Annotated in this window: 19 protein-coding genes; 7 read left to right on the forward strand and 12 right to left on the reverse strand. The window is 71.5% G+C overall.

Annotated elements, in window-relative coordinates:
* Positions 1 to 65: 65 nt before the first annotated feature.
* Both GTY67_RS22885 and GTY67_RS22890 read right to left on the reverse strand, forming a co-directional pair.
* Complete coding sequence (locus tag GTY67_RS22885) at positions 66 to 332, reverse strand: hypothetical protein (protein ID WP_093690880.1); 267 nt, start codon at positions 330 to 332, stop codon at positions 66 to 68.
* The gene (locus tag GTY67_RS22890; RefSeq protein WP_093690882.1) at positions 329 to 1,300 is read right to left on the reverse strand and encodes an SPFH domain-containing protein; all 972 of its coding nucleotides are present in this window, start codon (positions 1,298 to 1,300) and stop codon (positions 329 to 331) included. Before GTY67_RS22890 ends, GTY67_RS22885 begins: the two co-directional genes overlap by 4 nt.
* Before the next feature lie 239 nt (positions 1,301 to 1,539).
* On the opposite strand from GTY67_RS22890, the gene GTY67_RS22895 reads away from it, so the two are divergent.
* Entirely contained in the window at positions 1,540 to 3,768 is a 2,229-nt protein-coding gene (locus GTY67_RS22895) for a transglycosylase domain-containing protein (protein WP_161279824.1), read from the forward strand.
* Between the two features lie 78 nt (positions 3,769 to 3,846).
* Here the strand turns inward: GTY67_RS22895 and GTY67_RS22900 are convergent, their stop codons facing one another.
* The 3 genes from GTY67_RS22900 to GTY67_RS22910 form a co-directional block, all read right to left on the reverse strand.
* On the reverse strand, positions 3,847 to 5,742 hold the full coding sequence (locus GTY67_RS22900; protein ID WP_161279825.1) for a SpoIIE family protein phosphatase: 1,896 nt from the start codon (positions 5,740 to 5,742) through the stop codon (positions 3,847 to 3,849).
* 367 nt (positions 5,743 to 6,109) lie between these two features.
* Positions 6,110 to 6,796 (reverse strand): DUF402 domain-containing protein, encoded by a 687-nt coding sequence (locus GTY67_RS22905; protein WP_093692926.1) that lies wholly within the window; start codon positions 6,794 to 6,796, stop codon positions 6,110 to 6,112.
* Between the two features lie 116 nt (positions 6,797 to 6,912).
* Positions 6,913 to 8,328 (reverse strand): class II fumarate hydratase, encoded by a 1,416-nt coding sequence (locus tag GTY67_RS22910; protein WP_093692925.1) that lies wholly within the window; start codon positions 8,326 to 8,328, stop codon positions 6,913 to 6,915.
* Positions 8,329 to 8,435: 107 nt separating this feature from the next.
* Between GTY67_RS22910 and GTY67_RS22915 the strand changes: the two genes are divergently transcribed.
* On the forward strand, positions 8,436 to 9,995 hold the full coding sequence (locus GTY67_RS22915; RefSeq protein ID WP_161279826.1) for a ricin-type beta-trefoil lectin domain protein: 1,560 nt from the start codon (positions 8,436 to 8,438) through the stop codon (positions 9,993 to 9,995).
* A 48-nt stretch (positions 9,996 to 10,043) separates the two neighbouring features.
* Here GTY67_RS22915 and GTY67_RS22920 read toward each other — a convergent pair whose 3' ends face one another.
* On the reverse strand, positions 10,044 to 11,348 hold the full coding sequence (locus GTY67_RS22920) for a M18 family aminopeptidase (protein WP_093692923.1): 1,305 nt from the start codon (positions 11,346 to 11,348) through the stop codon (positions 10,044 to 10,046).
* Positions 11,349 to 11,884: 536 nt separating this feature from the next.
* Positions 11,885 to 13,561 (reverse strand): fumarate hydratase, encoded by a 1,677-nt coding sequence (locus tag GTY67_RS22925; RefSeq protein ID WP_161279827.1) that lies wholly within the window; start codon positions 13,559 to 13,561, stop codon positions 11,885 to 11,887.
* Between the two features lie 180 nt (positions 13,562 to 13,741).
* Here GTY67_RS22925 and GTY67_RS22930 point away from each other — a divergent pair, with 180 nt between their 5' ends.
* A complete protein-coding gene (locus tag GTY67_RS22930; protein WP_093692921.1) occupies positions 13,742 to 14,452 on the forward strand; it encodes a DUF1707 domain-containing protein in 711 nt (236 codons plus the stop codon).
* A 175-nt stretch (positions 14,453 to 14,627) separates the two neighbouring features.
* Positions 14,628 to 14,996, forward strand: coding sequence for a WhiB family transcriptional regulator (locus GTY67_RS22935; RefSeq protein ID WP_161279828.1), 369 nt, complete (start codon positions 14,628 to 14,630; stop codon positions 14,994 to 14,996).
* Between the two features lie 88 nt (positions 14,997 to 15,084).
* On the opposite strand, the gene glpX is transcribed toward GTY67_RS22935, so the two are convergent.
* Positions 15,085 to 16,116 carry a class II fructose-bisphosphatase gene (gene glpX / locus GTY67_RS22940; protein WP_030561311.1) on the reverse strand — a complete coding sequence of 344 codons (1,032 nt, stop codon included), beginning with the start codon at positions 16,114 to 16,116 and terminating at the stop codon, positions 15,085 to 15,087.
* A 184-nt stretch (positions 16,117 to 16,300) separates the two neighbouring features.
* Between glpX and GTY67_RS22945 the strand changes: the two genes are divergently transcribed.
* On the forward strand, positions 16,301 to 16,876 hold the full coding sequence (locus GTY67_RS22945) for a DUF4245 domain-containing protein (protein WP_161279829.1): 576 nt from the start codon (positions 16,301 to 16,303) through the stop codon (positions 16,874 to 16,876).
* An 85-nt stretch (positions 16,877 to 16,961) separates the two neighbouring features.
* On the opposite strand, the gene GTY67_RS22950 is transcribed toward GTY67_RS22945, so the two are convergent.
* The 4 genes from GTY67_RS22950 to GTY67_RS22965 form a co-directional block, all read right to left on the reverse strand.
* The gene (locus GTY67_RS22950) at positions 16,962 to 17,552 is read right to left on the reverse strand and encodes a malonic semialdehyde reductase (RefSeq protein ID WP_093692919.1); all 591 of its coding nucleotides are present in this window, start codon (positions 17,550 to 17,552) and stop codon (positions 16,962 to 16,964) included.
* 259 nt (positions 17,553 to 17,811) lie between these two features.
* The gene (locus GTY67_RS22955; protein WP_093692918.1) at positions 17,812 to 18,075 is read right to left on the reverse strand and encodes an exodeoxyribonuclease VII small subunit; all 264 of its coding nucleotides are present in this window, start codon (positions 18,073 to 18,075) and stop codon (positions 17,812 to 17,814) included.
* Positions 18,076 to 18,134: 59 nt separating this feature from the next.
* Positions 18,135 to 19,346 carry an exodeoxyribonuclease VII large subunit gene (gene xseA, locus GTY67_RS22960; protein WP_093692917.1) on the reverse strand — a complete coding sequence of 404 codons (1,212 nt, stop codon included), beginning with the start codon at positions 19,344 to 19,346 and terminating at the stop codon, positions 18,135 to 18,137.
* A gap of 75 nt (positions 19,347 to 19,421) precedes the next feature.
* Positions 19,422 to 20,825 carry an APC family permease gene (locus GTY67_RS22965; protein WP_093692916.1) on the reverse strand — a complete coding sequence of 468 codons (1,404 nt, stop codon included), beginning with the start codon at positions 20,823 to 20,825 and terminating at the stop codon, positions 19,422 to 19,424.
* A gap of 89 nt (positions 20,826 to 20,914) precedes the next feature.
* On the opposite strand from GTY67_RS22965, the gene GTY67_RS22970 reads away from it, so the two are divergent.
* Positions 20,915 to 21,904: a 4-hydroxy-3-methylbut-2-enyl diphosphate reductase gene (locus GTY67_RS22970; RefSeq protein ID WP_176727553.1), complete on the forward strand. Its 990-nt coding sequence runs from the start codon at positions 20,915 to 20,917 to the stop codon at positions 21,902 to 21,904.
* Positions 21,905 to 21,959: 55 nt separating this feature from the next.
* The gene (locus GTY67_RS22975; protein ID WP_093692914.1) at positions 21,960 to 22,697 is read left to right on the forward strand and encodes an ROK family protein; all 738 of its coding nucleotides are present in this window, start codon (positions 21,960 to 21,962) and stop codon (positions 22,695 to 22,697) included.
* Positions 22,698 to 22,785: the final 88 nt, after the last annotated feature.

Here is a 22,785-nt window from a genome sequence, read left to right on the forward strand (position 1 = left end):
GTATACGCGTCCGAAAGGTGCCCCTGGGTGTGGAGGTCTCCCTACGTCGGGACCGGGCCGGCTCCCTACGCGTCGGGCCCGGACGGCTCATCGGGCGGCCGGTTCGGCGGCCTTCCCCGGCGGGCGATCGGCGCCGCCGACCCCGGTAGCCGCCCCGCCTCCTTCAGCGCCCGGCGCAGCAGGAACTCGATCTGCGCGTTGGCGCTGCGCAGCTCGTCGGAGGCCCAGCGGGCCAGCGCGTCGTGCACCGCGGGGTCCAGCCGCAGCAGCATCTGCTTGCGCTGCTGCGGCCGGGAGGCCGGCGTCCGCCGGGGCGGGGTCTGGTCGGTCACTGGTAGAGGCTGCCCGTGTTGAGGACCGGCTGGGCCGCGCGGTCACCGCACAGCACCACCATCAGATTGCTGACCATGGCCGCCTTCCGCTCGGAGTCCAGCTCCACGATGTCCTGCTCGGCGATCCGGGTCAGGGCCATCTCGACCATGCCCACCGCGCCCTCCACGATCTGCTGGCGGGCCGCGACGACCGCGCCGGCCTGCTGGCGCTGGAGCATGGCGGAGGCGATCTCGGGGGCGTACGCGAGATGGCTGAAGCGGGACTCGATGATCAGGACGCCCGCCGCCTTCACCCGGGCGGTCAGCTCCACGGCCAGCTTCTCGGTGATCTCCTCCGCGTTGCCGCGCAGCGAGAGGCCGTCCTCCTCGTGGGCGTCGTACGGGTACTCGATGGCGATGTGCCGCACGGCCGCCTCCGTCTGGGTGGCGACGAACTCCAGGAAGTCGTCGACCTCGAAGAGGGCCTGGGCGGTGTCCTCGACCTTCCAGACGACGATCGCGGCCAGTTCGATCGGGTTGCCGTAGGCGTCGTTGACCTTGAGGACGGCGGTCTCGTGGTTGCGGACCCGGGTGGAGATCTTGCGGCTGGAGGTCAGCGGGTTGATCCAGCGCAGCCCGTCGGCGCGGATGGTGCCGACGTACCGGCCGAAGAGCTGGATCACCCGGGCCTCGCCCGGAGCGACCATCTTCACACCGCTCATGCAGAAGAACGAGGTGATCACCAGGAGCACCCCGAGGATGAGGAGCGGGACGCCGACCGCGTTGTTGCCGCCCGCCCCGATCACGCCGCCGACGATGGCGAGGCCGACCCCCGCGAACACCCCGAGCACCGTCAGCAGCAGCCCCAGGCCGCCCGGGATCGAATGCGCGGTGACCTCGGTGACCTGCGGTGCGGGCATGTCGGGGGCGTCGATGTCGAGTTCGGCCGCCGGGGCGTCCGGGTGGTGGCCGTCGTGCTGTCCGGGCATGGGGTCCCCCGTTCCGTGCGGCTGCTGCCGCGCTATCAATGTGATTTCACATTAACGGTTCTCGCAACCTTGTGCACCCCCCGGGAGTCGGTTCCCTAGGGAACGGGTGCTGATTGTCACGTCCGGAAAAGACGGGATCGCTTGCCTTTCGTCTCTGCCGACGGTGTTAGCTGGCAGGTCTGAACGGATTGGGTGAACCGAGCGAGCCGGTCGAACAGAGAAGCGGGAGCAACAGAGCAATGGGTCGAGCGGATGCGCGACGAGCTCGGGTGCGGGAGTCGCGCCGGGCTGCGAAGAGCGGCGGCATACGCAGACTCTTCACGTGGAAGAAGCTGCTGGGGACGTTCTTCGGGATCATCCTGCTGGGCATGGGCGCCTTCGGCGCGCTCTACCTGTACGTCGACGTGCCCGCGCCCAACGCCCTGGCCGAGCGGCAGAGCAACGTCTACCAGTACAGCGACGGCACGCTCCTGGCCCGGTCCAACAGCGATGTCAACCGGCAGATCGTCGACCTGGCCCAGGTGCCCAAGGAGGTCCAGCACACCTTCGTCGCCGCGGAGAACAAGACCTTCTACGAGGACGACGGCATCGACCTCAAGGGCACGACCCGCGGTCTGATCAACACGCTCAGCGGCAAGGGCAAGCAGGGTGGTTCGACCATCACCCAGCAGTACGTGAAGAACTACTACCTGACGCAGGACCCCACCATCAGCCGCAAGCTCCAGGAGCTGGTGATCTCGCTGAAGGTGGACCAGAAGCAGTCCAAGGGGCAGATCCTCGCCGGGTACATCAACACCGCCTACTACGGACGCGGCGCCAGCGGCATCCAGGCGGCCGCCCAGGCGTACTACGGCGTCGACGCCAAGGACCTGAACGTCTCCCAGGGCGCCTACCTCGCCTCGCTCCTCCAGGCCCCCAGCCAGTACGACTGGGCCACCGCCACTCCCACCGGCAAGCGCCTGGTCAAGGACCGCTGGGCCTACACGCTGAAGAACATGGTCGAGATGGGCTGGCTCTCCGAGGCCGAGCGGGCGAAGCAGGAGTTCCCCGTGCCGCAGAAGCCCAAGCCCGCCAAGGGCATGGAGGGCCAGACCGGCTACCTCGTCGAGGCGGTCAACAAGGAACTCGACAAGCAGGGCATCTCCGCCGAGGACCGTGAGGCCGGCGGCTGGACGTTCACCCTCACCATCGACAAGAAGCGCCAGCAGCAGCTGGAGAAGTCGGTGGGCAAGGAGCTGGAGTCGCAGCTGGACCGGGAGGGCAACAAGGTCGACGCCACCGTCCAGGCCGGCGCGACCTCCGTCGACCCGAAGACCGGCAAGGTCGTCGCGATGTACGGCGGCGAGGACTACGTCAAGCACTACGTCAACAACGCCACCCGCCAGGACTACCAGCCCGCCTCCACGTTCAAGCCGCTGGTGCTCGCCGCCGCCCTGGAGAACGAGTCGAAGACCCAGGACGGCAATCTGATCGGGCTCAACACCGTCTACGACGGCACCAGCAAGCGGCCCGTCGTCGGCAGCGACACCCCGTTCAGCCCGCAGAACGAGGACAACCGGAGCTACGGCCCGATCTCCGTCCAGAAGGCGATGAACAGCTCGGTCAACTCCGTCTTCGCGCAGATGATCGTGGACGTGACGCCCGCCGCCGCCAAGCGGACCGCGCTCGCCCTCGGCGTACCGGACAAGAACTTCCCCGAGCGCCCCGCCGTCACCCTCGGCACCATGAACGCCTCCACCTGGGACATGGCGGGGGTCTACGCGACCCTGGACAACCACGGCCGCAAGGTCACCCCGCACATCCTCCAGTCCGCCGAGCACCGCGACCGTACGGTGAAGCCGGAGGCGGCCAAGAAGGAGCAGGCGATCAGCCGCGCGTCGGCCGACACCGTGACCTCCGCGCTCACCGGCGTCGTCAAGTCCGGCTCCGGCAGCGCGGCCAGCACCTCCGCCTACCAGGCGGCGGGCAAGACGGGCACCTCGGAGGAGAACAAGTCGGCCTGGTTCGCCGGGTACACCCCGGAGCTGACCACGGTCGTGGCCCTCTTCGGCGAGTCGCCCAAGGGCGGACGGCAGGTCTCCCTCACCGGTACGGCCAACTCCGGCCGGGCCAACGGCGGTGGTTTCCCGGCCCGCATCTGGGCGGACTACACCCTCGGCGCCCTCGGCGGCGGCTCGGACGCCAGGTTCGACCTCCAGGACGTGGAGCGCGGCGAGGTCCCGCCCCCGCCGACCCCCTCAAAGACGCCGTCGGAGGAGCCGACCCCGTCGGAGAAGCCCACCCCGTCCGAGACGCCGTCCAAGACCCCGAGCGAGACGCCCAGCGAGACCCCGACGACCCCCTCGGCCCCGCCGACCATCACGCCGCCCACGACCCCGCCCACCACCCCCGAGCTGCCGCCCCAGCCGGGGGAGAGCGACGGGCAGCCGGGCGAACGGCCCGGCGGTGGCGGACTCCTCGGGGAGTGACCACCCGCGTATGACCCGCGTATGACGGAGGGGGGCGGTGCCGATGGCGGCACCGCCCCCCCTCCCGCGTACGTCAGGTCAGCCGCGCGTCGCCATCTCGAACCAGACGACCTTGCCCGTCGACAGCCGCGTCGCACCCCACCGCCGGGCCAGCCGGTTCACCAGGAACAGCCCGCGGCCGCCCTCGTCCGTGTCCCGCGCCCGGCGCTGCCGGGGCAGCTGCGGGGAGTCGTCGCCGACCTCGCAGCGCAGGATGTCCGTCCGCAGCAGCCGCAGCGTCACCGGCCGCTCCGCATAGCGCACGGCGTTGGTGACGACCTCGCTGATGAGCAGCTCCACCTCGTCGGACATCTCCTCCAGGTCCCACCGGCTCAGCGCCCGCCGGGCCAGCCTGCGGGCCCGGCCCGGGGCCGCGTCCTCCGGCTCCAGATACCAGTACGCCACGTCGCTCGGCGCGATCCCGTCGAAGCGGGCGGCGAGCAGCGCGATGTCGTCGTCCCGGTCGCCCGGGCCCAGCATGTCGAGGACGTCGTCGCAGAGGGCCTCCAGCGGCGGCGCGTGGTCCGGGCCGGTGAGCTGGGCGGTCGCCGCGAGGCGCTCCCGCAGCTGTTCGATGCCCGTCCACACGTCCCGCAGCCGGGACTCGACCAGGCCGTCGGTGTACAGCAGCAGCGTGGCACCGGCCGGGGCGTCCAGCTCCACGGCCTCGAAGTCGACCCCGCCCACCCCGATCGGGGCGCCCGGCGGCACCCGCAGCACCTCGGCCCGGCCACCCAGGTGGAGCAGCACGGGCGGCGGGTGTCCGGCGTTGGCGATGGTGATCCGGTGCGCGACCGGGTCGTACACCGCGTACAGGCAGGTCGCCATGCGGTCGCTGCCGAGCCGCTGCGCCTGCTCGTCCAGGTGGTGCAGCACCTCCTGCGGCGGCAGATCGAGCTGGGCCAGGATCTGGGCCGTCGTGCGGAGCTGGCCCATGATCGCGGCGGAGGTCATGGAGTGGCCCATCACATCCCCGACGACCAGGGCGACCCGGCTGCCGGGCAGCGGGATCGCGTCGTACCAGTCGCCGCCGACCCGGGCCGTCTCGGCGGCCGGGAGATAGCGGGAGGCGAGGCGTACGCCGGTGGGCTGGGGGAGCGAGTCGGGGAGCATCGTGCGCTGCAACTCGTCGGCGATGTAGGCCTCGCGCCCGTACAGCACGGCCTTGTCGATGCCGAGCGCGGTGTGCGTCGCCAGCTGGGCGGCGACCAGCAGGTCGCTGGCCTCGAACGGGGGCCGCTCGGTGGACCGTACGAAGACGGCCGCGCCGATCACCCGGCGCCGGCCGCGCAGCGGGGCCAGGATCGCGCGGTGGCCGGTGGGGACCGGACGCCCGGTCCCCAGCAGCTCGGGCAGCGCGGCGCGGGCCGCCGCCGAGTCGCCGAAGACCGGCCGCACCCCGCGCAGCACCTCGGCCAGCGCACCGCCCGCCCGCACCTCGCACAGCTCGGCGGCGGGCATCAGGTCGGCCGTCGGGTCGCTCAGCAGCGGCCGCAGCCGCTCCGTCTCCGGGCCCGCCTCGCCGCCCTCCTCGTCGGTGTGGCGGAGCCGGTCGGAGCGGCGCAGCCGCAGCACGAACGGGCTCACCGGCCGCTCGTCGCCGACCGGCAGCGGGTCGCGCAGATAGACCAGGATCGCGTCGGAGAACGTCGGCACGCTCGCCCGGCACAGGCCCAGCACGATCTCGTCCAGGTCTATGCCGCGGGCGATGCGCCGGGTCGCGGCCCCGACGAAGCGCAGCCGGTCGCCCTCGCGGCGGGTGGCGGCCTGCGCCTCGGCGACGGCGGCGGGTCCGGGGTTCGGCGCGGCGGCCGGCGACGGGATCGCGGCCGCGGCGCCCGCGGCCGCGGCGTCCTGCTGCCGGGGCCGGGTGCGCTCCTGCTGCCGCGCCGCGAGAGGCTGCCGGCCTTCGTGGGAGGTGGGGTGCTCCGTCACGCGTGGGATTCCGTCCGTCCGGGCCGGTTGTATGAGGCAGTCGCCTCGTGGGGCGCCACTGTGCCCCGGCGACCGCGATGAGGACAACGGCTGTCTGCGGATGCCCCCGCACGCGGGGCCGAAACCGAACGTCCGCGAGATGGCCGGAGGACGACGTTCCGCACGGGCGCCGGTCTGCTCACGGCGAGGCGGCAGCGGGCAGCGAACACGTCTCCACCCCCTCGTGGTGGTCCTGCGACCGGGCGGTCCGTCCGGGTCCGTGGCCCGCCGTGCCGCACGACCGGTGCGATGACTTGTGGTCAGATCCGGTGTGTCCCTCAGGGAGCCGGGCCTGCCGACCGGGCCCCCGGGGGGTGCGTCCAGGGTCTCATGACGGCATATGGGCAGGGGTGCGGTCCCAGTCATCCGGCAGCGGCGGAACCTGCCAGCGCGGATCGGGCCGCCAGTGCTCCCAGCCGTCCCGGAACGGCGACCCCCACGCCGAGATCACCTCGACGGCCGCCCGGCCCGCCTCCCGGACCCCCGCGGCCGTCGCAGGGTCCATCAGGCCGACGTGCTGCGCCTGGGCGAACTCGTCCTCGTCCAGCCACTTCCAGCTGCGGTCCGGGTGCACGGAGATGTCGAGAAAGTGATCCTCGGAATCCACCCCCCCGGACCACCGGAGGTGCGGCTCCTCCAGGTTCACGTACCAGTTCCGGAAGAGCCAGCCCCGGTCCCAGAACAGCCAGACCGACCACGGGTCCCCGGGCCGGGCCAGCTTCAGCACCCCGGTTCCGAACCAGGTGGAGCGGGCCGTGGTGCGCGGTGCGGTGTAGCGGGTGGCGAGCGGTTCGGCGTGCACCTGCGTGCCGTTCGCCAGGACCGGGCGTACGCATTCGGTGCCGGGCGCCATCCAGACGGCGAGCAGGTCGTCGGTGTCCTGGACGACGGTCACCGGGCGGCAGATGTGCACGGGCGGGGCCCCGGGCGCCCGGTGGGCCCGGCCGTTGTCGCGGTAGCGCCAGAGGATCTGGTCCCCCGGCGCCCAGCGTGCGCACTCTCCCGTACCTGTCATGGATGGATCTTACGGATCGTCCGGGCCCGCCCGCTGCGACTCGGGTCACCCGGTGTGCCCGGGCGGGCCCGCGAGGGTCACCCGGGCGCCCCCACGGGCCCCGGGTGACCCACACGTCACGGCCGTGTCATCCGCAACACGTCCAGCGCCTCGTCCAGCTGTTCCACGGTCAGGTCGCCGCGCTCCACGTACCCCGAGGCCAGGACGGTCTCGCGGATCGTGGTGCCGTCCTTGAGGGACTGCTTGGCGACCTTCGCCGCCTCCTCGTACCCGATGTACTTGTTGAGCGGGGTGACCACCGAGGGGGAGGACTCCGCGTAGGCGCGGGCCCGCTCCACGTTGGCGGTGATGCCGTCCACCGTGCGGTCGGCCAGCAGGCGGGAGGCGTTGGCCAGCAGCCGTACGGACTCCAGCAGGTTCTTCGCGATGACCGGGAGCATCACGTTCAGCTCGAAGTTGCCGGCCGCGCCCGCCGTGGCGACCGTGGCGTCGTTCCCCGTCACCTGGGCGGCGACCATCAGGACCGCCTCCGGGATGACCGGGTTGACCTTGCCGGGCATGATCGAGGAGCCGGGCTGGAGGTCGGGGAGGGCGATCTCGGCGAGGCCGGTGCGCGGGCCGGAGGCCATCCACCGCAGGTCGTTGGAGATCTTCGTGAGCGAGACCGCGATCGTACGGAGCTGGCCCGAGGTCTCCACCAGCCCGTCCCGGGCCCCCTGCGCCTCGAAGTGGTCGCGGGCCTCGGTCAGTGGCAGCCCGGTGGCCGCGGCGACCTCGGCGATCACGGCGGCGGAGAAGCCGGGCGGCGTGTTGATGCCGGTGCCCACCGCCGTACCGCCCAGGGGCAGTTCGGCGAGCCGGGGGAGGGAGGCTTGCAGCCGCTCCACGCCGTAGCGGATCTGCGCCGCGTAGCCGCCGAACTCCTGGCCGAGGGTGACCGGGGTGGCGTCCATCAGATGCGTACGGCCCGACTTCACGACCTCCGCGAACTCGGCCGATTTCCGCCCCAGGGATTCCGCCAGGTGGTCCAGGGCGGGGATCAGGTCGGCGGTGACGGCGGCGGTCGCCGCGATGTGGATGGAGGAGGGGAAGACGTCGTTGGACGACTGCGAGGCGTTCACATGGTCGTTGGGGTGGACCTCGCGGCCCAGGCGCTCGGTGGCGAGGGTGGCGATGACCTCGTTGGTGTTCATGTTGGAGGAGGTGCCGGACCCCGTCTGGAACACGTCGACCGGGAAGTGCTCGTCCCAGCGGCCCGACGCGACCTCGGCGGCGGCCTCCTGGATCGCGTCCGCGATGTCCGGATCCACCACCTCCAGCTCGGCGTTGACCTTGGCGGCCGCGCCCTTGATCCGGGCCAGCGCCTCGATGTGCGCCCGCTCCAGGCGCTGCCCGGAGATGGGGAAGTTCTCCACCGCCCGCTGGGTCTGCGCCCGCCACTTGGCATCGGCGGGGACCTTCACCTCACCCATCGAGTCGTGTTCGGTCCGGAACCGGTCAGAGCCGGACGTATCTGCCGACGTGTCGGTCATCGTGTTTAAACCTCCTGCAAAAGATGAGCACGTGTCTTGTTCTATGTATTCCCAAGACGCCTACCGGCCAGTAAATACCCGGGGTAACCACTCACCCGGGAGGCGCAATGAGGCGCACCAGGCTCAGACTTCGAGGGCTCCGCAGCCTTCGCCGGCTCCGCTGTACGGCCGCTGTCACCGCCGCGCTCGCGGTGGCCGCCACCACGATGGCGGTCGCCGGACCGGCCGGCGCGGCCGAGTCGGGTACCGGCACCAGCACTATCGCATCGACTCCTCTCCCGCCCGCGCTGGAAACGATCCGGGCGGCCGAGGCCACCCGGCTGTACGGCAGCCCCGCCGAACGGCCGCTCGCCGAACGCAAGACCGGGCTGATCTCACTGGGCGACAGCGAGATCTCCGGCGAGGGCGTCGGCACCTACGACCCCGGCACCAACGGGCCGGACAACTGGTGCCACCGCTCCCCGGAGGCCGCCATCCACCGCACGGGCATCGCGGCGGACGTCACGTACAACGTCTCCTGCTCCGGCGCCTATACCGGGAACATCAAAATCGGCGGAAACAAGCAGTACGCCGACGAGCTGGTGCAGAGCGACAGCCTCGCCATCAAGGCCCGCAACACCCGGATCAAGATGGTCGTCCTGGTCGCCGGGGCCAACGACGACCTCCAGTTCGGCCCGGTCATGACCGACTGCGTGGTCCGCTACATCACCCTCCAGGGCCCGTGCGAGCCCAAGTACGCGGGCGGCTGGCAGGCCCGCGTCGACGCCCTGGTCCCCAAGGTCGAGGCGACCGTCCGCGACCTGCGCACCGTGATGACCGACGCCGGGTACGCCGACAGCGACTACAAGCTCGTCCTGATGGGCTACCCGAGCCCGATCGGCCCGGACTTCTACGACAACCCGAAGTTCCCCGGCAAGCTGATCTGCGGCGGGCTCGGCTACGACTCCGACACCGTCTGGGGCCGCAACACCGCCGTGCCTGCCTTCCAGGTCGGCATGCGCAAGGCGGCCGCCGCCACCGGAGCCGCCTACCTCGACAACTCCCGCCTCTTCCACGGCCACGAGGTGTGCAGCGAGGCCGCCTGGGCGCGCGGGCTCTACATCGACCTGAGCAAGCCCGGACTGCCCGACGAGAACTCCGTACGCCAGTCCTTCCACCCCAACGCGGCCGGCCACCGGGCCTTCGCCTCCTGCCTGACCCAGATGTACGACTCCGGGCTCCGCGAGGCCAGCTGCGCCGACCCGGCCAGCACGGGGAACCCGGTCCTCCAACGGGCGGCCTGGGACGACCTGTTCACCCCGGTGAAGAACGAGGCCACCGGCACCTGTGTGGACGTCCCCGCCTCGGTGACCCGTAACGGCACCGCGATCGGCGGCTGGGACTGCCACGGCGGCCGCAACCAGAACTGGTGGTACGACACCGGTACGCAGACCCTGCGCACCGCGCTCAGCCACGACCGGTGCCTGGACGTGTCGGGCGCCAAGTACAACCCGGGCGCCACGCTCATCGTGTGGGACTGCGCGGGCGCGGCCAACCAGAAGTTCGTCCGCCAGGCGGGCACCATCCGCCCGGCGGCCGCGACCGGGCTCTGTCTGACGCTGGCGGGGGCCAAGGACCCGCTGAAGCTCCAGACGTGCGACGGCAGCGCGAAGCAGCGCTTCGTGTAGGAGGACCCCGAGGTGGGTGGCGGGTCCTCCGCCACCCACCGTCCGCCGTCAGCTGCCCGTCATCACCGCGCCCAGGATGGCCGCCAGATACGCCGGGTCCGCCACCCCGCACAGCTCGCGCGCCGAGTGCATCGAGAGGCCCGGCACCCCCACGTCCACCGTGGTGACGCCGAGGCGGGCCGCCGTGAGGGGGCCGATCGACGTGCCGCAGGGCATCGCGTTGTTGGAGACGAACGGCTGCCAGGGCGCGCCCGCCCGCTCGCAGGCGGCCGTGAACAGGGCGATGCCGGTCGAGTCGGTGGCGTACCGCTGGTTGACGTTCACCTTGACCGTCGGGCCGCCGTTGGGCAGCGGGCGGTGGTCGGGGTCGTGGCGCTCCGCGTAGTTGGGGTGCACCGCGTGGGCCATGTCGGCGGAGACGCAGAACGCCCCCGACAGCGCCCGCGACCAGTCCTCGTCGCTGCCGCCCCGGGCCGCGACCGAGCGCGAGAGGACCCGCTCCAGCAGCGGGCTCTGCGCCCCCGTCTCGGAACCGCTGCCGACCTCCTCGTGGTCGAAGGCGGCCAGCACCGGGACGAACGACGGCTCGGTGACCCCGGTGGCGGCGTCCACCAGGGCCGTCACCCCGGCGTGCACCGAGACCTGGTTGTCCAGCCGGGACGCCACGACGAACTCCCGCTCGGCGCCCAGGTATCCGGGCTGCTGGATGTCGTGCAGCATCAGGTCCCAGCCCAGCACGTCCGCCGGGTCCTCCCCGGCCGCCGCCGCGACCAGCCGCAGCAGCTCGCCCTCGCGCGGGTCGCCGAGCGCCCAGATCGGGGCGATGTGGCGCTGCCGGTCCAGCGCCACCCCGTCGTTGACCGTGCGGTCCAGGTGGATGGCCAACTGCGGTACGCGCAGGAGCGGTTCGTCGATCTGTACGAGGGTGCTGCGCGGGGTGCCGTCCGGGCCGCCGCGCAGCGCGAGCCGGCCGGAGATGCCGAGGTCCCGGTCCAGCCAGGTGTTGAGCGGGACCCCGCCGTAGATCTCCACCCCGATCTGCCGCCACCCCGAGGAGCCGGTGTCGGGCGCGGGCTTGATCCGCAGGTTCGGCGAGTCGGTGTGGGTGCCGACGATCCGGAACGGGGTGTGCGCGGGCGCGCCCTCGGGTACGTACCAGGCGATCAGCGCACCGGCCCGGCTGACGAAACAGCCGCCGGTCGCCCCCGTCCAGTCGTCCGTGCCGAGCAGCTCACGGAATCCGGCCTTCTCCAGGCGCTGGGCGGCGCTCGCGACCACGTGGTACGGCGAGGGGCTGGCGGCGATGAAGGCGAGCAGGTCGTCGGTGTGGCTGCGGTGGGGGGCCGGAGTCATTCGGCGTCCGCCTTTCCGGAGTTCGGCAGTGGCTGCGCGGCGAAGGGCCGCAGGGCGCCGTGGGGTGCCCGGCGGATCAGGCCGGTGTCAGGCCGGTGGAGATTGTCAGGAACGTTCGACAACCCTTCGCGGCCGCCCCCGCGCGGCGCAAGCCCGCAGGGCGGCGGGCTGCGGGAAAGCGGCGGTGCGGGACCGGCCATCCGCCCGCCGCCGGGGCCGGGGCTTCCAGGGTCCGGGCGGGGCGCGTTCCCTAACGCCTGTTCGCGCGGTGTCCGTTCGGGCGAGCTGACAGGGCCCGGGCCGTGACGCGCGCATGACCCTCGCGGCGGTCGGCAGGTGTGCGACGGCGCCCGTCGGGTCTGTTCCGGGCCCGTTCGGGCAGGAGGTGTCCGCTGTCGCGAGATTGGCTTGATATCGACGTACGAGGGGTGGTGTTTCCGCCTGAACGCGCCGGGAACACCGCCCGAACGCGGTCCGAACGCGGCGGAGGGGGCGCCCGTTCGGACGCCCCCTCCCCACCGTCTGCCGGGTGCCGGTCAGCCCAGGCCGGGACCCCGGACCGGAATGCTGGTGAACGTCGGCGCAGGGGCGGGCTCGGTGAAGAAGTCGTTGCCCTTGTCGTCGACCACGATGAACGCGGGGAAGTCCTCGACCTCGATCCGCCAGACCGCCTCCATGCCGAGCTCCTCGTACTCGACGACCTCGACCTTCTTGATGCAGTCCTGCGCGAGGCGGGCCGCCGGGCCACCGATCGACCCGAGGTAGAACCCGCCGTGCGCACCGCAGGCGTCGGTGACCTGTTTGCTGCGGTTGCCCTTGGCGAGCATCACCTTCGAGCCGCCCGCCGCCTGGAACTGCTCCACGTACGAGTCCATCCGGCCGGCCGTCGTAGGGCCGAAGGAGCCGGAGGCGTACCCCTCGGGCGTCTTCGCCGGGCCCGCGTAGTACACCGGGTGGTCCTTCAGGTACTGCGGCATCTCCTCGCCCGCGTCCAGCCGCTCCTTGATCTTGGCGTGCGCGATGTCGCGCGCCACGACCAGCGGGCCGGTCAGCGAGAGCCGGGTCTTGACCGGGTACTTGGTCAGCTCGGCCAGCACGTCCTCCATCGGCCGGTTGAGGTCGATCTTCACGACGTCCCCGGCCTCGTCGAGGTGCTCGTCCGTGGTGTCCGGGAGGAAGCGGGCCGGGTCCTTCTCCAGCTGCTCCAGGAAGACGCCCTCGGCGGTGATCTTCGCGGTGGCCTGGCGGTCGGCCGAGCAGGAGACGGCGATGGCGACGGGCAGCGAGGCGCCGTGCCGGGGCAGGCGCACCACGCGCACGTCGTGGCAGAAGTATTTGCCACCGAACTGGGCGCCGATCCCGATCTTCTGGGTCAGCTCGAAGACCTTCTCCTCCAGCTCCTTGTCCCGGAAGCCGTGCCCGGTGGGGGAGCCCTCGGCGGGCAGCTCGTCCAGGTAGTGCGCGGAGGCGTACTTGGCGGTCTTCAGCGCGAACTCCGCCGAGGTGCCGCCGACCACGATCGCCAGGTGGTACGGCGGGCAGGCCGCGGTGCCCAGCGAGCGGATCTTCTCCTCCAGGAACTTCATCATGGAGGCCTCGTTGAGGACGGCCTTCGTCTCCTGGTAGAGGAACGACTTGTTGGCCGAGCCGCCGCCCTTGGCCATGAAGAGGAACTTGTACGCGCCGCCGTCGGTGGCGTACAGCTCGATCTGGGCCGGGAGGTTGGAGCCGGTGTTCTTCTCGTCCCACATGGTCAGCGGGGCCATCTGCGAGTAGCGCAGGTTGAGCTTGGTGTACGCGTCGTAGATGCCGTGCGAGAGGGCCTCCTCGTCACCGCCCTCGGTCAGCACGTTCTGCCCGCGCTTGCCCATGACGATCGCGGTGCCGGTGTCCTGGCACATCGGCAGGACGCCCGCGGCGGCGATGTTGGCGTTCTTCAGGAGGTCCAGCGCCACGAACTTGTCGTTGGAGGAGGCCTCCGGGTCGTCCACGATCCGCCGCAGCTGCGCCAGGTGGGCCGGGCGCAGATAGTGCGAGATGTCGTGCATCGCCTCGGCGGCCAGCGTGCGCAGCGCCTCCGGGGCGACCTTGAGGAACGTACGGCCGTCGGCCTCGAAGGTGGATACACCCTCGGCGGTCACCAGACGGTACGGCGTGGTGTCCTCTCCCAGGGGGAGCAGATCGGAGTACGCAAACTCTGGCATTACGGCCATTCCTCACTCGGCGACAGCGGCTGGCCTCCCTTGGGCAGCGCGTCAACCAGGGTAGAACGCCGCTTCCCGGCCGATCCTGTGAGGTAAGGCTCACCTGGAGGCCGCCGGGGCTTCCCGAAGAGGCGGGCGTGCCGCCCGGAGGGGTAGTCGCGATCTATCGCGTTTGGGTACGCTGGGCCGGTGGACCTAGAGAAGCAGCCCCAGCAGCCCGCCCGGCCGGCCGTCCCGCCCGCCCCGGTGCCGCCCGCCGAGGCCGCGCCCGGCGACTCGATCCGGGCCTCCGACGCCGACCGCGACCGGATCGCGGACATCCTGCGCGAGGCGATGGCCGAGGGGCGCCTGACGGCGGACGAGCACGCGGAGCGGGTCGATCTCGTCTACCGGGCCAAGACCGTCGGCGAACTCCAGCCGCTGGTCCGCGATCTCCCCGCCGCCTCCTCCGGCGCCGCCCCGCGCCCGGCGCCGCAGCAGCCGTACGCCTACGGCCCCGAGTCCCCCGACGGCCCGGCGGACAACCTCGTCGCGGTCTTCAGCAGCGCCACCCGCAAGGGCCGTTGGCGCGTCGGCCCCCGGACGAACGCCTTCTCGCTCTTCGGCAGCGTGGAGATCGATCTGACGGAGGCGCTTTTCGGCCAACGACTCACGGTCATCAGCGCCACGTCCATCTTCGGCAGCGTCGAGATCCGGGTGCCGGAGAACATCACGCTGCGCGGCAGCGGGACGGGCGTCCTCGGCAGCTTCGACATCCGCACGCTGGAGTCGGTCGACCCGGAGGCGCCGGTCGTGGTCGTCAACGGCTATGCGGTCCTCGGCAGCGTGGAGGCGAAGCCCAAGCGGGGCAAGTTCGTCGCGGACCTCCAGCGGCGGCTGCGCAAGCACCTGGGGCACTGAGAACGGCTCGAACCGCTCGGCGGACGCACGTTCGGGAATCAGCCAGAACACCTCTCGGAGCCCTTGTCGCGCGCCGTGCGCCGGTGCCACTCAGTGCATAGGCGTACACGCAGCGGGTATGGACTGCTGCATCGTCTCTCGCTCGCGAAGCCGTAGCCGTCGTCAGGAGTAGACCGTGCTGCAACCGCCGCATCAGCCTCAGGTCGCCGACGTTCCTGCCCAGCGGACCCCCGTCCGGGAGGACGAGGCGGGCCCCTGGCACTCGGAGGCGGTGTGCCGCCGGGACGAAGCCGGGCTGTTCTTCGCCCCGTCGAAGGAGCCGACCGCCGCCCGACTGGCCCGTGAAGAGGCCGCCAAGCGCGTCTGCGCCCGCTGCCCGGTGATGGTGGCGTGCCGGGAGCACGCGCTGATGCAGCCCGAGCCGTACGGGGTGTGGGGCGGGCTCACCGCCGCCGAACGCCGTGTCGCGCTGGCCCGCCGTCGCCGGCGCGACATCGAACTGGCCGCCGCCGCACCGGCGGAGCGCATAGCCGCGGCCGGCTGAGCCGCATACGGGGGAGGGGGCGCGGGGACCGTGGCCCCCGCGCCCCCTCCTTCCGTCTGTCGCTCCGCTACTTCTGTCTGCGGCTCCGTTACTTCGCGCGGTCGAAGTCGATGGCGCTGTAGGCGCGCAGCTTCGACAGCCGGTGGGTCGAGGAGATCGTCCGGATCGTGCCGGACTTGGACCGCATCACGATCGACTCGGTGGTCGCCGTCTCCGCGCGGTACCGCACACCGCGCATCAGCTCACCGTCGGTGATCCCCGTCGCCACGAAGAACACGTTGTCGCCGCTGACCAGGTCGTCGGTCGACAGCACCCGGTCCAGGTCGTGGCCCGCGTCCAGCGCCTTCTGCCGCTCCGCCTCGTCCTTGGGCCAGAGCTTGCCCTGGATGACACCGCCGAGGCACTTTATGGCGCACGCCGAGATGATGCCCTCGGGGGTGCCGCCGATGCCCATCAGCAGGTCGACGCCGGTGCCCTCACGGGCGGCCATGATGGAGCCCGCCACGTCGCCGTCGGAGATGAACTTGATCCGGGCGCCCGTCTCCCGGATCTCCTTGACGATGCCCTCGTGGCGGGGGCGGTCGAGGATGACGACGGTGACGTCCTCGGGCGTGGAGTTCTTCGCCCGCGCGACGCGCCGGATGTTCACCGCCACGGGCGCGTTGATGTCGACGAAGTCCGCCGCCTCGGGCCCCGTGACCAGCTTGTCCATGTAGAAGACCGCCGACGGGTCGAACATCGCCCCGCGGTCGGCGGCCGCCAGCACGGCGATCGCGTTCGGCATGCCCTTGGCGTTGAGCGTGGTGCCGTCGATCGGGTCGACCGCGATGTCGACCTCGGCGCCGGTGCCGTCGCCGACCCGCTCGCCGTTGAACAGCATGGGGGCTTCGTCCTTCTCGCCCTCCCCGATGACGACGACGCCGTTCATCGAGACGGTCGAGACGAGGGTGCGCATGGCCTTCACGGCGGCGCCGTCGGCGCCGATCTTGTCGCCGCGGCCCACCCAGCGCCCGGCGGCCATCGCGGCGGCCTCGGTGACCCGGACCAACTCCAGGGCCAGGTTGCGGTCGGGGGCCTCCGGGGAGACCTCCAATTGGGACGGCAGATGATGCTCGGACATCGGAGCGCACCTTTCTGTACGGCGACGACCGGATATGAGGGTGCTGTGACTCTATCGGTAGGTCGATAAAATGAGCAGTGCGGGTCACGCATGAGCGCCCCGGTCCGTGTTCCCGCCGCCACCCACCGTCAGCGCCGACGTCCGGCCCCACCCTGCGGCCGGGCGCGCCGGGCCGCGTGCCACCATGGATGCCGTGGCAAGCAAGCGAGGCAAGCAGACGGCCAGGAACATGTTCCTGTCGACCTTGGTGACCGCCGCCTGTGCGGGCGTCATCTACATCTTCGTTCCGCATGACGAGAACCTCGACCCGGTCAAGGCCGTCGACTTCTCCGTGGAACTGGCGACGGTGCGGGTCGCCGCCCCCTACCCGGTCGCCGCGCCGGAGGGCCTGCCCGAGAAGTGGAAGCCGACCTCGGTCTCGTACGACGCCACCGGCGGCAAGGCCTGGCACATCGGCTTCCTCGACCCGGACGGCAAGTACGTCGCGGTGGAGCAGTCCACCGCCGCCGCGCGCACGTACGTCCCCCAGGTCAGCCAGAAGGCCAAGGACACCGGGACCACCGCGAAGGTGGCGGGCCGGGAGTGGCAGGTCTGGGAGGGCGAGAAGTACGACGCGCTCGTCCTGCCGGAGAAGGGGCACACCACGGTGGTGACGGGCTCGGCGCCCAGGGAGCGGCTGGTCGAGATGGCGGAGGCGCTGAAGACGGAGCCGGTCGGGGGAGCGGCCCCGTCCGCCTCTGCTTCCGCCCCGGCTTCCTGAGGCCGGCCCTCTCCGCCTGTACGTACGTGAAGGGGCCCCGGAACAGTTGGTGTTCCGGGGCCCCTTCACGTAGGCGCGTGGCCGCTCAGACGGTCTTGATGACCTCGTCGTAGGAGAGGCGCGGGCTGCGCGGGAACCAGGCGTCCTCGCCAGGCTTGCCGATGTTGACGACCATCAGCGGGGTGTGGTCGTCGTCCAGGAACTCCTTCTGGATGCCGGCGGCGTCGTATCCGGTCATCGGTCCGGCGGCCAGGCCGGCGGCGCGGACGCCGATGATGAAGTACGCGGCCTGGAGCGCGGCGTTGAGGCCGGCGGCCGACTCACGGGCCGGGCGCTCCGAGAAGAACATGTCCTTGGCCTGCGGGAAGTGCGGCAGCAGGGTCGGGAGCTCCTCGTGGAACTCGTTGTCGGCGGCGAGGATCGCGACCAGCGGGGCGGTGGCGGTCTTCGGGCGGTTGCCCTCGGCCATGTGCTGCACCAGGCGCTCGCGGCCCTCGGCGGAGCGGACCAGGACGACGCGCAGCGGCGACTGGTTGAAGGCGGTCGGGCCGAACTTGACCAGGTCGTAGATCGCCTGGACCTGCTCGTCGGTCACCGGCTCGTCGGTGAAGGTGTTGGCGGTGCGGGCCTCGCGGAAGAGGAGGTCCTGGGCGGCGGGGTCAAGAACGAGGGACATCTGGGGTCAAACCTTCCGAAAGGGCGTGGGGGAAGTGATGCATCGACCGTAACGGAGAGGTAGGTTAACTTTCAACTAAAACTGGAGGGGAGTGATCCACTCCACAGCTCAGAGGGTCTTGCGGTCTCCGGTCCCTGCGGTCTCCGGCCCCCCGCGGTCTTCGGGTCCCCCGGACTTCGGGTCCTCCGGGGGGCAGCCTTCCGGTCGTCCGGACCCTGCGGTCTTCGGGCCCCCGGGCCTTCTGCCCCTCCGGGTGGGGTCAGCCGTCGGAGGCCGGGCCTCCGAGGGGCTCGTCCTGGGGCCGGGCGAGCGCCGCGTCCAGGCGGGCCCGGGCGCCCTCCAGCCAGTGGCGGCAGATCTTCGCCAGCTCCTCGCCCCGCTCCCACAGAGCCAGCGACTCCTCCAGCGTCGTGCCGCCCGCCTCCAGCCGGCGTACGACCTCGATCAGCTCGTCCCGCGCCTGCTCGTACCCGAGCGTGCTCGTCGCGGCACCCGCGGCCGCCGCCGTACCGTCATCCGTCATGTGATCCACCCTAGGTCCGTCGTCTTCCGGTCCAACGCGCCCCGCCCCTTCACTGCGGCTCACCCGTCCACCCGCACCGTGAACTCGCCCTCCGACACCCGCGCCCGCAGCGGCTCTCCGGGCGCCCCGGCCTCGTCGGGGGAGCGCACCACATGGCCGTCGGGCCGCTGGAGCACCGCGTACCCCCGCTCCAGCGTGGCGGCGGGAGACAGCGAGACGACCCGGGCCCGGGTATGGGCCAGCTCCGAATCGGCCCGGTCCAGCAGATGGCCCAGCACCCGGCGGCTCCGCCCGACGAGCGCGTCCACCTCCGCCGCCCGCTCGTCCACCAGCCGCTGGGGCCGCTCCATGGCGGGCCGGCCCAGCGCGTGCGCGAGCCCCCGCTCCTCGCGGTCCAGGATGCCCCGTACGGTCCGCAGCGCCCGGTCCCGGAGCTGCTGGACTCGGTCCAGCTCCTCGCCCACGTCCGGTACGACCTTCTTGGCCGCGTCCGTGGGCGTGGACGCGCGCAGGTCGGCCACCAGGTCCAGCAGCGGGGAGTCCGGCTCATGGCCGATCGCGGAGACCACCGGCGTACGGCAGGCGGCCACGGCCCGGATCAGCTGCTCGTCGGAGAACGGCAGCAGGTCCTCCACGCTCCCGCCGCCCCGCGCCACCACGATCACGTCCACCTCGGGCAGCGCGTCCAGCTCCTCGACCGCCTGGACCACCTGGCTGACCGCGTTCACCCCCTGCACGGCGGTGTTGCGGACCTCGAAGCGCACGGCGGGCCAGCGGCGGCGGGCGTTCTCCAGGACATCGCGCTCGGCGGCGGAGGCCCGCCCGCAGACCAGCCCGATGAGCTGGGGCAGGAAGGGGAGCGGCTTCTTCCGGTCCAGCGCGAAGAGCCCCTCGGCGGCGAGCGACTTCTTCAGCTGCTCCAGCCGCACCAGCAGCTCACCGATGCCGACCGGCCGTATGTCGGTGGCCCGCAGCGACAGCTGCCCCCGGGGCGCGTACCACTCGGGCTTGGCGAGGACGACGACGCGCGCGCCCTCGCTCACCACATCGGCGATCCGGTCGAACACCTGCCGGAAGCAGGTCACGCTCACCGAGATGTCGTGGGACGGGTCGCGCAGGGTCAGGAAGACGACCCCGGCCCCCGGCCGCCGCGAGAGCTGGGTGATCTGCCCCTCCACCCAGATGGCACCGAGCCGGTCGATCCACCCCCCGATCAGGCGCGACACCTCACCGACGGGCAGCGGCGCTTCCGCGGACGTGTTGAGAGCCATGCGCCCGAGCGTATCGGGACGGACCGACAACGACGGCGGCCCGGGAAGAGCAACCCCTTACTCAGGGCAGTCCCTCTACCGAGGCCGCTCCATCCCGCGCCCGCCCGCCCCCTGCACCGCGAGCACCACGAACCCCACCGCCAGCCAGCACAACCCCACCACCTGGGCGCTCGTCGTCGCCTCGATGATGACGGCGACCAGCACCCCCGCACCGACCACCGGGAAGAGCACGTGCTTCCACCAGACGGGCGGCCCCGACATCCGGCGTACGACGAACCAGCCGACCACCGACGCGTGCAGTAGCACGAACGCCGTCAGCGCCCCGATGTCCACGACCGACACCAGATGGTCGAGGCCGTCGTCGCGCCGGGCGGCCCACACGGCGGCCACCAGCGTCACGATCGCCGCACCCAGGATGGCGAGCCGCGGCACACCCGACTTCGGGTCGACCTTGGCGAGGAAGGGCGGCAGCCGCCGCTCCCGGGCCATCGCGAAGACGAGGCGCCCGGCGGCCGCCTGCCCCGCCAGCGCCGCGAACGCCGCACCGATGGCCTTGCTGACCGCCACCAGGTCGTGCAGCCAGGTCCCGACGGAGGCGTCGACCGTGTCGTAGAAGGCCGACCCCTGGGCCGCCGGGTCCGCCGCCAGCTCGGCCGAACTCATCGGCTCAAGGAGCGCCGCCAGATAGGTCTGCACGATGAACAGGACCCCCGCGAGCACCAGACAGAACAGCACCGCCCGCGCCACCTTCTGCGAGCCGCCCGTCACCTCCTCCGCGAACGAGGCGATGGCGTCGAACCCCAGATACGACAGCACGGCCACCGACACCGCGCCCAGCACCGCCGCCATGGAGAACGCCGAGTCCCCGGTGAGCGGCGTCAGCCACCCGCGCTGCGCCCCGTCCCGTACGAGGACGGTCACGGCCGACACCACGAAGACCAGCAGCACCACGATCTCCATGGCCAGCACGGCGAACCCGACCCGCGCGGCCGCCCGTACCCCCCACAGGTTGAGCAGCGTGGTGATGAGGACGGCGATCGCGGTCCACACCCACCGCGACACCTCAGGGACCAGCGCGTTCATCGCGATCCCGGAGAAGAGGTAGGCGACGGCCGGGATCAGCAGATAGTCCAGCATCGCCATCCACCCCGCGATGAACCCGGGCCCTTCCCCGAGCCCCTTGCGGGCATACGTGAAGACGGACCCGGCGAAGGGCGCGACCCGCACCATCTGGGCGTAACTGAAGGCGGTGAACCCCATGACGACGGTGGCCACGATGTAGACGAGGGCGACCGAACCGCCGGACTTGGCGTCCAGGGTGCCGAAGATGCCGACGGGGGCCATGGGGGCGATGAACAGCAGCCCGTAGACGACGAGGTCCCGGAACCCGAGGGTCCGCCGCAGCTTGCCCTCCTCGACGCTGCTGCCGCCCGTGCCGGCGCCCCCCGCTCCCGTACCGCTCCCCGAGACAGACGTCATGAACCCTCCACAGTCACCGTCCGCAACACCCGTGCAGCCATCAGTCTCCCGACCCGGCCGTCGCGGCGCCTGCTGGGTACGGCCTTACGATGGGACGCATGACTGCAAAGCCTGCCCGCCGTGTCCTGCTCGCCGCACCGCGTGGCTACTGCGCGGGCGTGGACCGCGCCGTGATCGCCGTCGAGAAGGCCCTGGAGCAGTACGGGGCCCCGATCTACGTCCGCCACGAGATCGTGCACAACAAGTACGTCGTGCAGACCCTGGAGAAGAAGGGTGCGATCTTCGTGGACGTCACCGCGGAGGTCCCCGAGGGCTCCATCGTGATGTTCTCCGCGCACGGAGTCGCGCCCACGGTCCACGCGGAGGCCGCCGAGCGCAAGCTCGCCACCATCGACGCGACCTGCCCGCTGGTCACCAAGGTCCACAAGGAAGCCGTCCGGTACGCCAAGGAGGACTACGACATCCTCCTCATCGGCCACGAGGGCCACGAGGAGGTCATCGGCACCTCCGGCGAGGCCCCCGACCACATCCAGCTGGTCGACGGCCCCGAGGACGTCGCGAACATCGAGGTACGCGACGAGTCGAAGGTCGTCTGGCTCTCCCAGACCACCCTCTCCGTCGACGAGACGATGGAGACGGTGGGCGCGCTCAAGTCGAAGTTCCCCAACCTCCTCTCGCCGCCCAGCGACGACATCTGCTACGCCACGCAGAACCGCCAGATCGCGGTGAAGAAGCTGGCCGAGGACGCCGAGCTGGTCATCGTGGTCGGCTCCAAGAACTCCTCGAACTCCATCCGCATGGTCGAGGTCGCCCTCGACGCCGGAGCCGACGCCGCGTACCTGGTCGACTTCGCGAGCGAGATCGACGAGGCGTGGCTGGAGGGCGTGACCACGGTCGGCCTGACCTCCGGGGCCTCGGTCCCCGACGTCCTGGTCGACGGGGTCATCGAGTGGCTCGCGGAGCGCGGTTACGAGGACGTGGAGACGGTCAAGACGGCCGACGAGTCGATCACCTTCTCCCTCCCCAAGGAGCTCCGCCGCGACCTGCGCGCCGAGGCCGCCGCCCTCTCCGCCGAGTAGGCACGAGTAGGCGGAGTAGAGGGCACAGGGCGCGGCCTGCCCGTACGGTGTTTCCATGGAGATCTTCGGCGTGGACATCGGCGGTTCAGGGATCAAGGGCGCTCCCGTGGACCTGGACCGAGGGGACCTGGCGCAGGAGCGCCACAAAGTGCTGACACCGCATCCGGCCACGCCCGACCGCGTGGCCGACTGCGTGGCCGAGGTCGTCGCCCACTTCGACTGGCAGGGCCCCATCGGGATCACGTTCCCGGGGGTCGTCACGGACGGCGTCACGCGTACGGCGGCCAATGTCGACAAGGGCTGGATCGACACGGACGCCCGCGCGCTGCTGGGCGAGCGGGTCGGCCAGCCGGTGACGATCCTGAACGACGCGGACGCGGCCGGGGTCGCGGAGATGACGTTCGGCGCGGGCCGGGGCCGCAAGGGCACGGTCATCATGCTGACCCTGGGTACGGGCATCGGCAGCGCGCTTTTCGTCGACGGCCGCCTCGTCCCCAACACGGAACTGGGCCACCTGGAGCTGCACGGCCACGACGCGGAGAAGCGCGCCTCCACGAAGGCCAAGGAGGACGAGGACCTCAGCTGGCAGCACTGGGCGCACCGGGTGCAGAAGTATCTGCTGCACGTGGAGATGCTGTTCTCGCCCGAGCTGTTCATCATCGGCGGCGGGGTGAGCCGCAAGGCGGAGAAGTTCCTGCCGCTGATCGAGAAGGTGCGCGCGGAGATGATCCCGGCGGAGCTCCAGAACAACGCGGGGATCGTCGGCGCGGCGATGGCGGCGGCGGAGAAGTAGGGCCTGGCGTTACCGCTCGGCCCGCCCGGCCGGTGCGCCGGGGCGGCGCCACCTGCCGGCGCGGAGTCGCCCGGGAAACCCGGACGAC

The sequence above is a fragment of the Streptomyces sp. SID8374 genome (assembly GCF_009865135.1).
In the GTDB taxonomy this organism is placed as follows: Bacteria; Actinomycetota; Actinomycetes; order Streptomycetales; family Streptomycetaceae; genus Streptomyces.